Below are 13,312 nucleotides of genomic sequence, written 5' to 3' on the forward strand. Positions count from 1 at the left end.
CTCACAGCCGGGGCACCGAGAGCGCGCCGTCGACATTGATGATCGAGCCGGTCGAAAAGCCGAATTTGCCGGCGGCGAGCGCTGCCACCATGGCGCCGATGTCCGAGGCTTCTCCCCAGCGTCTGGCCGGCACCAATCCTCCTTCGATGAGCGCATCGTATCTGGCGCTCACGCCCGCCGTCATGTCGGTGCGGATGATGCCGGGCCGCAGTTCGAAGACGCCGATCCGTTCGGGAGCGAGCCTGAGCGCCAGGTTCTTCACCCACATGGAGAGCGCGGCTTTCGACATGCAATATTCCGAGCGTTCCGGAGAGGCCATCTCGGCACTGACCGAGGTGATGGTGATGATCGATTTGGCGTGATCCCCGGTCTCGTGGAGCATCGCCCTGGCGACGGCCTGGCTGAGGAAGACGGTGCCACGCAGGTTGATGCCGAGCGCTCGGTCGAAATTGTCGGGTTTGAGATCGAGCAGATCGCCACGCACGACGGCGCCGACGCCGGCGTTGTTGACCAGGCAATCGATGCGGCCGAAGGCGGCCATCGCTGCATTGATAAGCGCTACATGGCTGGGGAGGTCGGCGATGTCGCAGCTGACATAGGCGAACTTCGCGCCGCGCGCGGTCAAGTCGGCGGCAAGCTCGTCCGGCGCCTGTTCAGCGAGGTCGGCGACAAGGATGTCGAAGCTGGCATCGGCCAGCGCTTCGGCGCAAGCCAGGCCGATGCCGCGCATACCGCCTGTGACGATGGCTGCTGGGCGGGTCATTTGGGGCTTGCCTGTCATCAAGCGAGCTCCACCTTGCGGATCTGATCGGCAACCCGCAGCGCTTGTGCGGCAACTGACAAGGCCGGATTCACGGCGGCCGAATTAGGCAGGAAGCTTGCGTCCACCACGAACAGGTTCGGATGATCGAACGCGCGGCAGAACGGGTCGAGCGGCGAGGTCGCCGGATCGTCGCCCATTTTCACCGTGCCGCACTGGTGCGAGGGCGTTCGCTTGTCGAAGGGGCGCGACAGCACGATGGGATAACCGCAGGCGCGGAAGTGTTCGCGCATAACTTTCGTCAGCCCGTCGAGCGACTGCATGTTGGAACGCCGCCACTGCATGACGATGTCCTTGCCGTCGACCATGATTCGGCTTTCCGGATCGGGCAGGTCCTCGCACATCAGGTACCAGTCGACGGCGTGGCCGGCCATGTAATTCAGCGCGAATTTCGGCACCCGTTTCACATTGGCCCTGAGCATGTTGCCGTCGATCTTGCCGAGCAACTGGACATTGCCGAGCGGTTTGCCGCCCTTGCTGTCCGACAGATAATAGTCGTTCAGCATCAGGGTCTTCTGGTAGACGGCATCGTTCCTGCGGCGCGGATCGATCGCCAGCATGGCGCTCGAATTGTGGTTCATGAAATTGCGGCCGACCTGGTCGGAGCGGTTGGCCAGGCCCTTGCCGCCCCGGCCGCCGGCAGGCGTGGGAGAGCGCAACAGGATGACGGCCGAATTGACTGCGCCGGCCGACAGGATCACCAGCTTCGGCACGACTTTCTTCAATTCGCCGTTCTGCCGGTAATGAACCGCCGCGATGGCTTTACCGTCCGGAGACGTCTCAAGATATTCGACATAGGCACTGGTCTCGAGCCGGATGTTTTCATCCTTCAGCGCCGCCGCCAGCGGCGCCGTCTGGGCGTCCATCTTGCCCTGGCCGGTGTTCGGGAACGCGTCCCAGCCGGTCCTGCCCTCCTTCAGCCAGGTCTCGATGTCGACGCCGAGCGGCAGCGAGGCCGGGTGCAGGCCAAGGCTTTTCAGCTCGGCACGGGCGCGCGCGATCGGCGCTTCGTCAGGCACGGGCTTGTAGGCGTAGGGGATCGAGTGGAACGGCTCGGTCGGGTCCTCGCCCAGCGTGCCGCGCACCCGGAACAACTGCTCGGCCCTGGAATACCAGGGTTCGAATTCCTCATAGGAAAACGGCCAGGCGGGGGAGACGCCGCCGAAGTGCTCCATCACAGCGAAGTCTTGTTTGCGGTAGCGGATCAGCACCGCGCCGAAGAACTTCGAATTGCCGCCGACATAGTAGTAGTTGCCGGGGTTGAACGAAGCGCCACCGGCCTCGCGCCACATCTCCTTTGGCCGGTAATGCTCGTCGAGGAAAATGGCGCGCGTGTCGCGCGCATGCGGCGTCGCCGGCAAAGGCTCGCCGCGCTCAAGCATCAGGATCGAGGCTCCACTGCCGGCGAGGCCAGAGGCGATCGTGGCGCCGCCGATGCCGGAGCCGATGATGACGATATCCGGACTTGCCATGGCCTAAAGGTCTTTTCGATGCATGTCGGTGCCCGAAAACCAGACCCGCTTTTGGGCGACACGCATCAGCGTATACGGCTCTCGGTCGCGGGATCGAAGAACACCGCCTTGGTCAGGTTGAAGGCCAGTGGGGTGTTGGTGCCCGGCTGGATGTTGGCATCGGCGCGCAGCCGCGCCACCACGCCCTTGCCGCCGAGATTGGTGACGGCAAAGGTGTCGGAGCCGGCCGGTTCCACCACCTCGATATGGCAATCGGCGGTGGCGATTTGCGAGGCGTTGCGTTCCGCGCCTTCGGGATCGGTGAGCGCCTCGGGGCGAACGCCGAAGATGACCGGCTTGCCCTTGAACGCCGACAGGCCGGCCGGCGCGTTGGCCATCGGCAGGATGATCGGCTGGCGCGCCTCGCGATCGAGCACGACGGCGAGTTCCCCGCCATTGCCGCCGATGGTCGCCGGAATCAGGTTCATCGCCGGTGAGCCCATGAAATCGGCGACGAAGACATTGGCCGGGTTGTTGTAGATTTCGGCCGGCGTGCCGAACTGCTGCACCTCGCCATCGCGCATGACGGCGATCTTGGTCGCCAGCGTCATCGCCTCGATCTGGTCGTGGGTGACGTAGACGATGGTCGTGCCCGTGGTGGCGTGCAGGCGCTTGATCTCGATGCGCATGTCGACGCGCAGCTTGGCATCAAGATTGGACAGCGGCTCGTCGAACAGGAACAGCTTGGGGTCGCGCACCAGCGCCCGGCCCATGGCGACGCGCTGGCGCTGGCCGCCCGAAAGCTGGCTCGGCTTGCGGTTCAAGAGATGGCCGATCTGCAGCACCTTGGCCACCTTGTCGATTGCCTTCTGGCGCTCCTCGGCCGGCACGCCGCGCATTTCCATGCCGAAGGAGATGTTCCCGGCAACCGTCATGTTCGGATAGAGCGCGTAGCTCTGGAACACCATGGCGATGTCGCGCTTGGAAGGGTGCAGATCGGTTATGGTGCGGCCGTCGACGCGGATGTCGCCCGAGGTGATCGTCTCCAGCCCGGCAATGGTGTTGAGCAATGTGGACTTGCCGCAGCCGGACGGGCCGACCAGCACCAGGAAGCCGCCTTTTTCCAGTTCGAGATTGATCCCTTTCAGGATCTCGACCTGGCCGAACCGCTTCCTTAGACCATCAATTTCCAGAAAAGCCATTGGATTATCCTTTGACCGCGCCGGCCATGAGACCGCGCACGAAATAGCGGCCGGCGAGCACATAGACGAGAAGGGTGGGCAGTGCCGCGATCATCGCCGCCGCCATGTTGACGTTGTATTCGACGACGCCGGTCGACGTGTTGACGACGTTGTTCAGCGCCACCGTCATCGGCATGGCGTCGCCGGTGCCGGCATAGGCCGAGGCGAAGAGGAAGTCGTTCCAGATGTTGGTGAACTGGTAGATGACGGTGACGACGAAGATCGGCATCGAATTGGGCAGCATGATGCGCCGGAAGATCTGGAAGAAGGAAGCGCCGTCGACCTGCGCGGCCTTCACCAGTTCGGTCGGGAACGCCTCATAGTAATTGCGGAAGAACAGCGTGGTGAAGCCGATGCCGTAGACGACGTGGACGAACACCAGATTGACCGTCGGATTGCCGAGGCCGAAGCTGGTGCCGAACGTGTTTTGCAATGTCACGCCGAAGCGGCCGAGGCTGCCCAGGATCGTTGCCATCGGCAACAGCACCGACTGGAATGGAATGAAGCAGGCAAACAGCATCAGCCCGAACACCAGCGTTGCCCCGCGGAAACGCCACTTCGTCAGCACATAGCCGTTGAGCGCGCCGAGCAGGGTCGAGATGATGACGGCCGGAACCACCATCTTGATGGAGTTCCAGAAATAGCCCTTGATGCCGGCGCAGGTGAGGCCGACGCAGGTCTCGCCCCATGCCTTGAGCCAGGGGTCGAAGGTCGGCGCCTTGGGCAGCGACAGCATGTTGCCGTTCTGGATCTCGTCCATGGTCTTGAAGGATGTGACCAACATGACGAAGAGCGGCATCAGGTAGAACAGCGCGAACAGCGCCAGAAGCCCGTAGATGACGATGCGGTTGACGAGCTTGACGTTGATGCCGGCCGACCTGTCGCGGGCGGGAGTGGTCACAGCGCTCATCGCGGCTTCTCCCTGAGTTCCGAATAGAGATAGGGCACGATGATGGCGACGATGGTCATCAGCATGATCACCGCACTGGCCGAACCGACCGCCATCTCGTTGCGCTTGAAGGTATATTCGTACATGAAATTGGACGGCAGCCAGGCCGAACCGCCGGGGCCGCCTGACGTCAGCGCCACGACAAGGTCGTAGGACTTGATGGCAAGGTGCGCGAGCACGATGAAGGCCGACAGGAAGATCGGCCGCAAGAGCGGAATGACGATGCGGCGGTAGAGCTGGAAGGTGGTGGCGCCATCGATCTGCGCCGCCTTCATGATCTCGCCGTCGATGCCGCGCAGGCCGGCCAGGAACATCGCCATGATGAAGCCGGAGGCCTGCCAGACGCCGGCGATCACCACCGTGTAGATGACGAAATCCTTGTTCTTGATCCAGTCGAAATGGAAGCTCGTCCAGCCCCATTGATGCAAGGTCTGCTCGAGGCCGAGACCGGGGTCGAGGAACCATTTCCAGGCAACGCCGGTGACGATGAAGGAGAGCGCCATCGGGTAGAGGTAGATTGGTCTGAGCACCCCTTCGCCGCGGATTTTCTGGTCGAGCAGGATGGCCAGGAACAGGCCGAGCGCCAGGCAGATGGCGATGTAGAGAAAGCCGAAAATGCCCATATTGGTGATCGAGGTGTACCAGCTCGATGGCGGGTCGGTGTCGAAGGTCCAGTTCCACAGCCGCTGATAGGCGCGCCCGCCGGTAATGGCATAGGACGGGAAGGTCTTGGAATTGGTGAAGGACAGATAGATCGTCCACAGGATGAAGCCGTAGACGAAGACGATGGTGATGGCAAAGCTCGGCGCCAGCACGATCTTGGGCAAGGCGTCCTGCAGCCGCGAGCGCACCGAGGCGCGGGGTCGCGCCTCTTCCGGCGTCAGCTTGATCTGGCTTGTCGCAACTGTGCTCATGGGGCTCCTCCCGTCGGCGTTCGGCCGACCGGCCTCACGGACCGGGAACCTTCCCCGCCGGAGCGGGGAAGGTGTTTGGTGGTTCTCTGCTTAGTCGCAATTCCGGACGGAAAACCGTCTCACACTTTTCCTGGAATTGCTTTGTCGCTTACTTGGCGTCGTCGATGGCCTTGACCAGTTCGGTCACGGCCTCGTCCGAGGTCTTGATCTGACCATGGACGAATTTGGAGACGACATCCTTATAGGCATTGGCGACCGCCGGAGGCGCGCCATAGCCCTGGGCCAGCGAGCCGAACAGCGTGCCGCCCTCATTGGCCTTCTTCAGGTCGGCGATGCCCTTCTTGCCGCAAGCGTCGAAGTCGGTGTCCGGCACGTCGGTGCGGGCCGGAACCGAACCCTTAACGACGTTGAAAGCCGACTGGAAGCTCTTCGACAGGGTTGCGGTGGCCAGAGCGACCTGGGCGGCCTTGCGGTCATCCGGGACGTTGAACATGCCGAACATGTCGGAGTTGTAGATCACCGAACCGTCGGTGCCCGGGAAGCGGTAGCACAAGAAGTCGGTGCCCGGGGTCTTGTTGGCGGCGTGGAACTCGCCCTTGGCCCAGTCGCCCATGACCTGCACCAGCGCATCGCCCTTGATGACCATGGCGGTGGCGAGGTTCCAGTCGCGGCCCGAGAAGTTCGGGTCGACATAGGTGACGAGCTTGGCGAGGTTGTCGAACGACTTCTTCATCGTGTCGGACTTGAGCGAAGCGTCGTCGAGGTCGTTCATCGCCTTCTTGTAGAATTCCGGCCCGCCGGTCGACAGCACGACGGAATCGAACATCGTGGCTTCCTGCCAGTTCTGGCCGCCAAGCGCGAGCGGCGTCACGCCAGCCGCCTTGGCCTTGTCAAGCAAGGCGATGAAGTCGTCGAAGGTCTTCGGCTCGGTGCCGCCGATCTTGTCCATCACAGCCTTGTTGATCCACAGCCAGTTGACAGAATGGACGTTGACCGGGGCAGCGACCCACTTGCCGTCATAGACGGAGAACTTCTGCAGGGCTGCCGGAACCGACTTGTCCCAGCCTTCCTTCTTCGCCGTCTCGGTCAGGTCGCCCATGACGCCGGCGGCGGCATAGTCGAGCACGGTGTAGCCGAGCATCTGCGAAGCGGTCGGGTAGTTGCCGGCCGCGACCATCGCCTTCAGCGCGGTCATGGCGGCGTCGCCGCCGCCGCCGGCAACGGGCACGTCCTTCCAGGCGTAGCCTTCCTTGGCGAGATCCTGCTTGAGCACGTTGAGGGCAGCCGCTTCGCCGCCCGACGTCCACCAATGCAGCATCTGCACTTCCTTGACGTCCTCGGCATGGGCCGCGAAAGCAAGGCCCGATGCAAGAGCCGTTCCGATAAGCAGTTTGCGCAACATGTACTTCCTCCCTTGTTGCAACTCACATGACCGGCGGATACCGCCGGGGTCTCCCAACTCAGCCGACCCACCACCCGGTGCGCTGGCCGCGATGAAACTGGATTGTCTTTTCCTCGGTATAGTCCTCGACGGCGCGTTTGCCGAGTTCGCGGCCCAGGCCGGACTGCTTGTAGCCGCCGAACGGCAGTTCCGGATAACCTTCCATGAACGTGTTCACCCAGACCGTCCCCGAACGCACACCCCGAGCCACCGACATGCAGGTGTCGATGCTGGCGCTCCACACACCCGCGGACAGACCATAGGGCGTGTTGTTGGCGATGTGCAACGCCTTTTCAATCGTTTCAAAAGTCAGCACCGAGAGCACCGGTCCGAACACTTCCTCACGGGCTACGGCCATGTTTTCGGTGACGTTGCGTAAGATCGTCGGGTCGAGATAGTGGCCGGCATCGGAGGGAAGTTGCCCGCCGCCGCTGTAGATGCTGACGCCGTCGTCAGCGGCCGCCGTGACGTAGTCGGTCACCTTGGCCAGATGGTCGGCGGAAATCATGGCGCCGACCTTGGTCAGGTCGTCGAGCGGATCGCCCACCCTCACCTTGGCCGCCAACGCCTTCACTGCACCGAGAAAATCATCGGCGATCGCTTCGTGCACGATCAGCCGGCTGCCGGCATTGCAGCATTCGCCGGCGTTGAAAAAGCCGCCAAAGACGGCGGCGTCTGCGGCAGCCTTCAAGTCGGCATCGGGGAAGACGATCTGGCCGTTCTTGCCGCCGAGTTCCATCGAGACTTTCTTGAGCGTGCCCGACGCAGCCGCCATGGTCATCTTGCCGACGCGCGTCGAGCCGGTGAAGGACACCATCTCGACCAGCGGATGGCTGACCATCGGCGCGCCGACATCGGCGCCTAAACCGGCGAGAATGTTGACGACGCCGGCGGGCAAACCGGCGTCGAGCAGGATGTCGCCGAGAACGAAGGTCGAGGCCGAGGTCATCTCGCTGGGCTTGACCACCGCCGTGCAGCCGGCGGCGAGTGCGAAGGGCAGTTTCTGGCTGACGATCAGGAACGGGAAATTCCACGGCGTGATGATCGAGACGACGCCGATCGGTTCGCGCACCACCACGCCCAGCATGGCATCGCCGAGATTGGCGTAGCTTTCGCCATGCAGCGTGCGGGCGAGCGAGGCGGCATAGCGCCAGATGTCGACGGCGCCGCCGATCTCGCCGCGCGCCTGGGCGATCGGCTTGCCCGATTCCAGCGCATCGAGCCGGGCGATCTCTTCCAGCCGCGCCTCGATCAGGTCGGCCGCCTTGAACAGGATCGCGGCGCGCTCGGACGCTTTCATGCGCGGCCATGGACCGGTCTCGAAAGCCTTGTGCGCGGCTTGCACCGCGGCTTCCACTTCCGCCGCGCCGGCCTGTGCGTAGCGCGAGACGACGAAGCCGTGGCCGGGGCTGGCGCGCTCGATGCTTCGGCCGTCGCCGGCATCGACATGCTTGCCGCCGATCAGCAGCTTGTATGCCTTGGGCGCCGCGGAAGCCTCGGCCGGCATGGAAATCTTGAGGGGTGCGTTCATCGGATTTCCACTGTTCTAGGATCGTGAAAAGACGGGCTTCTGCTTGCCTTTGAAGGCGTCGACGCCGGATTTGAGATCGCTCGTCAGGGCAATGAAGCCGCTGGCCAGTGCTTCCGTCGCGGCCGCACTTTCCTCGCCCTCGGCGACGGCGATCATCAGCTTGGCGGCCTCTATCGCCAGCGGCCCGCGCTCGGCGATCTTGTCGGCCCAGGCCCTGGCTTCGGTCAGGCCCTTGCCGGTGTCGACCACGCGGTCGACCACGCCCAGGGCCAGCGCTTCGGGGGCGAGAAGGATATCGCCGCCCAGCGCCATGCGCCGCACCGTCTGCGCGCCGAAGCGGCGCACCGCGCGCTGCGTGCCGGACCAACCGGGAACGACGCCGATGGACGTTTCGGGGAAGCCGAGCTTGACCTGGGTTTCAGCGACGCGGAAATCGCAGGCGGCTGCGAGTTCCAGCCCACCACCGAGCGCATGACCCGATAGCACCGCAATTGTTGGTTGCCGCAGCCGCGCCAGCCGGTCGAAGACGCGGTGTCCAAAGCGCACCCATTGCACCTGGAAATCGGCAGCGCTCATCGCACCCCAGGCATCGACGTCGCCGCCGGCGCAAAAACCCTTGCCCTCGCCACGGATGAGGACGACGCGAACGCCTTCGGCCAGTTCCGCCTCTTCGAGCGCCGTTTCAAGCGCACGCAGCATCGGGATGTCCAGCGCGTTGAATTTTTCCGGCCGGCGCAAGGTCACGATCCCGACGGTGCCGTCCTGCTCGAAGGTGACGAAGCGCTCAGCCATGCGCGCCTCCGAGCGTCGCGCCGCCATTGAGCGACAGGCCGATCGGCCGGTCCTGGAAGAGGGCGGCCGGCGTCACCTGGAGATCGTTGGCGACATTGAGCGGTATTTCGGACTGAGCCAGCACATCGCGCTCGAGGTCGATGCCGGGCGCCAGTTCCGTCACCATCAGCCCATCCGGCGTCAGTTTCATGACGCAGCGCTCGGTGACATAGGTGATGTCCTGTCCCTGCGCGACGGCGCGTTTTCCCGAAAACGAAATGTGCTCGACTTCGTTCACCACCTTCTTGACCTTGCCTTCGGCATCGATGCGGATGCCGCCATTGGCCAGCGACAGCTTCGCGCCGGCATTGAAGAAGCCGGAGAAGACGATCTTCTTCGCCCGCGACGTGATGTCGACGAAGCCGCCGGCGCCGGCGGTGACATGCGGCCGCGCCGAAAGCCTGGACACGTTGACCGAGCCGTGGCGGTCGATCTGCAGGAAGGAAAGCAGCGAGGCATCGAAGCCGCCGGCCTGGAAGTAGATGAACTGGTGCGGCGAGGGCATGATCGCCTCGGCATTGGAGGCGCAGCCGAACTTGAAGTCGAGCAGCGGTACGCCGCCGACGGCCCCCTGTTCGATCACCCAGGTGACCTTGCCGTGCTGGCCTTCCTCCAGAAGAATGCGCGGCACATTGGCCGAGATGCCGAAGCCGATATTGACGGCCATGCCGTCACGCAGTTCCATGGCGACGCGGCGGGCGATCACCTTCTGGATGTTCATCTCCGGCGTGCGGAAAGACGACAGCGGTCGGAAGATCTCGCCCGAGATCGCCGGATCGTATGATGTCAGCGTCGTCTGCAACTGGTCCGGCGCGACGACGATATGGTCGACCAGCACGCCGGGCACGCGCACGTCATGCGGCTTCAGCGTGCCGTTCTCGACCACGCGCTTGACCTGCGCGATGACGATGCCGCCATTGTTGCGGGCGGCGAGCGCCTGTTCGAGGCCGCCGAGATAGGCGCCTTCGTGCTCATAGGTCAGGTTGCCGCGCTCGTCCGCCGTGGTGGCGCGGATGATCGAGACCTGCGGGACGATCGAACGGAAATAGAGCCATTCCTCGCCGTCGAACTGCTGCACCGAGACGATCGGCTCGCTCGCGGCGTCATTCATGGCGCAGCCCTGATGGCGCGGGTCGGCGAAGGTGTCGAGCCCGACCTTGGTCAGCACGCCCGGCCGCTTGGCGGCGGCCTCGCGGTGCATGTCGAACAGGATGCCGGACGGTACGTTGTAGGCGGCGACCGCATTGTCGCCGATCATCTTCCAGATCTGCGGCGGCTCGGCGGAGGAGGGGCCTGATGGGTAGGAGCCGCACAGCGTGCGCTTCAGCAGACCGGGCTTGGCCAGATGGTCGATGCCCTTGATGCCGTACATGTCGCCGGCGGCGATGGGGTGCAGCGTGGTGATGTCTCGCGGATGGCCTTCCGCCTCGAAGCGCTCGCCGATGGCGGCAAGCACCGCGTCCGGACAGCCGAGGCCGCTGGAGGAGGAGACCGAGACGACCATGCCGTCCTTGATCAGGCCCGCTGCCTGCGCCGACGAAACGACTTTGCTCAATTCATGCTCCCGGGTTTCGGGTCGATCTTGGCGGGCTTGCCGGAACTGGCCGATTGCGATGCCGCCTCGGCCGAAGCGGGCGGCGATGTCGTGACGGCGCCATTCAGTTCCAATCTGGCGGTCATGCCGCGCCTCCGGTTCCCGCTGGCCGGGCTCTGGTGCGGCGATCGGGACCGCAGCTTTCCCTGACCACCAGATTGACCGCGCCGATATGGTCCTCGGCGCGCGTGGTGCGCGACTGGATCATCTTCAGCATGACGTGGGCGGCGCGTTCGCCGAGGCCGGCGGTGTTGACCGCCACGCTGGTCAGCGCCGGCACATAGTGTTCGGCCTCGACCACGTCGTCGAAGCCGACGACGGCGAAATCTGGGCCTGGCTCAAGTCCACGCTTGCGCAGCGCCAGCATGGCGCCGAAGGCAACGGCATCGTTGAAGCAGAGTGCCGCCGTCGGCGGCTCGGCCATTGCGAACGACGTTTCCAGGCAGGCGATGCCGCCCTTGCGGTTGGTCTCGCCCTCGAGGACGAGCGCGTCGCGGTCGGCGATGCCGAGCGTTTCGCAGGCCTCGCGGAAGCCCCCCAGGCGCTCGTGGTAGACCACGAGATCGGACGAACCGCCAAAGAAGGCCAGCCGGCGATGGCCCTTGCCGATGAGATGAGCGGTGGCAAGATAGGCGCCGCGATGGTTGTCTGGCGTGATCACCGGGATGCGGCTTTCCGGCAAGCGGCGCATGGCGAAGACGACAGGCACGCCCGCCATTTCCAGACGCCGGAAGGCGCCCGGCGTGGTGCCGCGCGCCGGCGACACGATGAGGCCGGCGACGCCCTGCTCCATCAGCGATTTCAAAACCTCTTCCTGACGCACCGGATTTTCCGCCGTATTGGCGATGAACGGCACGATGCCGGCGGACTGAAAGACGCGCTCCATGCCCACCGCCAGTTCCGCGAAGAACGGGTTGGTGAGATCGTTGATGACCATGCCGATGACGTTGGAATGGGCCTTGCGCAGGTTGGCGGCGCCGCGGTTGTAGACATAGCCGACATCCTCGATAGCCTTGCGGACCTTGACCGCCGTCTCGGGGCGGATCAGCCCGCTGCCCTGGAGCACGAGCGACACCGTCGATTTGGACACGCCTGCCTCGCGGGCGATGTCGAAGATCGTCGCCTTGGCCCGGCTGGCCATCAGGGTATCTCCTTCGGGTTTCTATCGGTCGATTTATTGGAACGTTCTAATCCCTGCTTCATAGATGAGTCAATCGGGATTCTTTCTCAGCCGGAAGAGGGGATCATGCGTGCTCCAACAATGTGCCATATCGCGGTATTTGACACCGGGACGCAGCGTCGTTCGTCACGTGGTCTAGAATATTAAAGGTTCTTGATTTATTGGAACGTTCCATTTATAGGCGCTGCGAAGGGAGAGACCGATGGACATTGCCTTGCCTGGTGAAAGTGGCCCAAGCCGCCGCTACACACTCGTCGGAAAGCCGGTCCAGCCCGACATCGGCGCGCGGTTCCCGCGCATCGCCTATGCCGCCGCGCATGTCGTGGCCGATCCCCTTGCAACGACAGATCCGTGGTCGCGGCCTGTCGTCGACTGGGACAGGACGATGGCGTTCCGTCATCATCTGTGGCGGCATGGCTTCCGCATCGCGGAAGCCATGGACACCTCGCAGCGCGGCATGGGTTTCGATTGGACGAACGCCCGGGAACTGATCCGTCGTTCGATCGCGGAGGCGCGCACCGTTGCTGGCGCCGATCTCGCTTCGGGCGCCGGGACGGACCATCTGGCGCCGGCGTCTGCCCGGACGCTGGACGATGTGATCGCCGCCTATGAGGAACAGTTCGCTTTCATCGAAGGGCAGGGCGGCAAGGCGATCATGATGGCCAGCCGGGCCTTGGCGGCGGTGGCGAAAGGCCCTGACGACTATGCCGCGGTCTACGACCGCATGCTGAGCCAGGCGTCCGGCAAGGTCATCCTGCACTGGCTGGGCGACATGTTCGATCCGGCCTTGAAAGGCTATTGGGGCAGCGACGAGTTCGAGGCCGCGCTCGATACGGTGATCGCCATCATAGAGCGCCATGCCGGCAAGGTGGAGGGCATCAAGATGTCGCTGCTCGATGCCGGCAACGAGGTCGTGCTCAGGAACCGGCTACCGGACGGCGTCGTGATGTTCACCGGCGACGACTTCAACTATCCCGAACTGATCGCCGGAGACGGCAAGCGGCACTCGCACGCGCTGCTCGGCATTTTCGACGCGATAGCGCCGGTTGCCAATGCCGCGCTCGCGAAGCTGGCTGCCGGCGATCGTGCCGGCTATGACGCGCTGATGGCGCCGACCGTGCCGCTGTCGCGCAAGATATTCGAAGCGCCGACCGAATATTACAAGGCCGGCATCGTCTTCATGGCGTGGCTCAACGGCCACCAGGATCATTTCGCGATGGTCGGCGGCATGCAGTCGGCGCGCGGCATCCGGCACTATGCCGATGTCTTTCGCCTCGCCGACCAGGCTGGATTGCTGGCCGATCCGGAGATGGCGGTGTCCAGGATGAAAAGCCTGTGCGCCGTGGCAGGTGTTTGAGCC

General features: G+C 64.0%; 12 protein-coding genes. 1 reads left to right on the top strand and 11 read right to left on the bottom strand.

Features of this window, described 5'->3' with window-relative positions; translation table 11 throughout:
• Position 1: 1 nt before the first annotated feature.
• The 11 genes from FJ967_RS17690 to FJ967_RS17735 form a co-directional block, all read right to left on the bottom strand.
• Complete coding sequence (locus FJ967_RS17690; RefSeq protein ID WP_140733113.1) at positions 2-763, bottom strand: 3-ketoacyl-ACP reductase; 762 nt, start codon at positions 761-763, stop codon at positions 2-4.
• Between the two features lie 17 nt (positions 764-780).
• Complete coding sequence (locus tag FJ967_RS17695; protein WP_140733114.1) at positions 781-2,292, bottom strand: GMC family oxidoreductase; 1,512 nt, start codon at positions 2,290-2,292, stop codon at positions 781-783.
• Between the two features lie 65 nt (positions 2,293-2,357).
• Positions 2,358-3,473: an ABC transporter ATP-binding protein gene (locus tag FJ967_RS17700; protein WP_140733115.1), complete on the bottom strand. Its 1,116-nt coding sequence runs from the start codon at positions 3,471-3,473 to the stop codon at positions 2,358-2,360.
• Positions 3,474-3,477: 4 nt separating this feature from the next.
• A complete protein-coding gene (locus FJ967_RS17705) occupies positions 3,478-4,422 on the bottom strand; it encodes a carbohydrate ABC transporter permease (RefSeq protein ID WP_140733116.1) in 945 nt (314 codons plus the stop codon).
• Entirely contained in the window at positions 4,419-5,375 is a 957-nt protein-coding gene (locus tag FJ967_RS17710) for a sugar ABC transporter permease (RefSeq protein WP_140733117.1), read from the bottom strand. Before FJ967_RS17710 ends, FJ967_RS17705 begins: the two co-directional genes overlap by 4 nt.
• Positions 5,376-5,523: 148 nt before the next feature.
• On the bottom strand, positions 5,524-6,777 hold the full coding sequence (locus FJ967_RS17715; protein WP_140733118.1) for an ABC transporter substrate-binding protein: 1,254 nt from the start codon (positions 6,775-6,777) through the stop codon (positions 5,524-5,526).
• Positions 6,778-6,835: 58 nt separating this feature from the next.
• Positions 6,836-8,347: an aldehyde dehydrogenase family protein gene (locus FJ967_RS17720; RefSeq protein ID WP_140733119.1), complete on the bottom strand. Its 1,512-nt coding sequence runs from the start codon at positions 8,345-8,347 to the stop codon at positions 6,836-6,838.
• A gap of 15 nt (positions 8,348-8,362) precedes the next feature.
• The gene (locus FJ967_RS17725; RefSeq protein WP_140733120.1) at positions 8,363-9,139 is read right to left on the bottom strand and encodes an enoyl-CoA hydratase/isomerase family protein; all 777 of its coding nucleotides are present in this window, start codon (positions 9,137-9,139) and stop codon (positions 8,363-8,365) included.
• Positions 9,132-10,733: an acyl CoA:acetate/3-ketoacid CoA transferase gene (locus FJ967_RS17730; RefSeq protein WP_140733121.1), complete on the bottom strand. Its 1,602-nt coding sequence runs from the start codon at positions 10,731-10,733 to the stop codon at positions 9,132-9,134. The genes FJ967_RS17725 and FJ967_RS17730 overlap by 8 nt, the downstream gene beginning before the upstream one ends.
• Positions 10,730-10,858, bottom strand: coding sequence for a hypothetical protein (locus FJ967_RS33975; RefSeq protein WP_281405682.1), 129 nt, complete (start codon positions 10,856-10,858; stop codon positions 10,730-10,732). Before FJ967_RS33975 ends, FJ967_RS17730 begins: the two co-directional genes overlap by 4 nt.
• Positions 10,855-11,913 (bottom strand): LacI family DNA-binding transcriptional regulator, encoded by a 1,059-nt coding sequence (locus FJ967_RS17735; protein WP_140733122.1) that lies wholly within the window; start codon positions 11,911-11,913, stop codon positions 10,855-10,857. Before FJ967_RS17735 ends, FJ967_RS33975 begins: the two co-directional genes overlap by 4 nt.
• A gap of 241 nt (positions 11,914-12,154) precedes the next feature.
• On the opposite strand from FJ967_RS17735, the gene FJ967_RS17740 reads away from it, so the two are divergent.
• On the top strand, positions 12,155-13,309 hold the full coding sequence (locus FJ967_RS17740; protein ID WP_140733123.1) for a dihydrodipicolinate synthase family protein: 1,155 nt from the start codon (positions 12,155-12,157) through the stop codon (positions 13,307-13,309).
• Positions 13,310-13,312: the final 3 nt, after the last annotated feature.

Source organism: Mesorhizobium sp. B2-3-4 (genome assembly GCF_006442315.1).
Classification (GTDB): domain Bacteria; phylum Pseudomonadota; class Alphaproteobacteria; order Rhizobiales; family Rhizobiaceae; genus Mesorhizobium.

Excerpts from the sequence above, each read along its gene's own strand:
- FJ967_RS17700 (WP_140733115.1), bottom strand. The coding sequence starts at position 3,473 with ATGGCTTTTCTGGAAATTGATGGTCTAAGGAAGCGGTTCGGCCAGGTC.
- FJ967_RS17735 (WP_140733122.1), bottom strand. The coding sequence starts at position 11,913 with ATGGCCAGCCGGGCCAAGGCGACGATCTTCGACATCGCCCGCGAGGCA.
- FJ967_RS33975 (WP_281405682.1), bottom strand. The coding sequence starts at position 10,858 with ATGACCGCCAGATTGGAACTGAATGGCGCCGTCACGACATCGCCGCCC.
- FJ967_RS17710 (WP_140733117.1), bottom strand. The coding sequence starts at position 5,375 with ATGAGCACAGTTGCGACAAGCCAGATCAAGCTGACGCCGGAAGAGGCG.
- FJ967_RS17715 (WP_140733118.1), bottom strand. The coding sequence starts at position 6,777 with ATGTTGCGCAAACTGCTTATCGGAACGGCTCTTGCATCGGGCCTTGCT.
- FJ967_RS17695 (WP_140733114.1), bottom strand. The coding sequence starts at position 2,292 with ATGGCAAGTCCGGATATCGTCATCATCGGCTCCGGCATCGGCGGCGCC.
- FJ967_RS17720 (WP_140733119.1), bottom strand. The coding sequence starts at position 8,347 with ATGAACGCACCCCTCAAGATTTCCATGCCGGCCGAGGCTTCCGCGGCG.
- FJ967_RS17740 (WP_140733123.1), top strand. The coding sequence starts at position 12,155 with ATGGACATTGCCTTGCCTGGTGAAAGTGGCCCAAGCCGCCGCTACACA.
- FJ967_RS17705 (WP_140733116.1), bottom strand. The coding sequence starts at position 4,422 with ATGAGCGCTGTGACCACTCCCGCCCGCGACAGGTCGGCCGGCATCAAC.
- FJ967_RS17690 (WP_140733113.1), bottom strand. The coding sequence starts at position 763 with ATGACCCGCCCAGCAGCCATCGTCACAGGCGGTATGCGCGGCATCGGC.
- FJ967_RS17725 (WP_140733120.1), bottom strand. The coding sequence starts at position 9,139 with ATGGCTGAGCGCTTCGTCACCTTCGAGCAGGACGGCACCGTCGGGATC.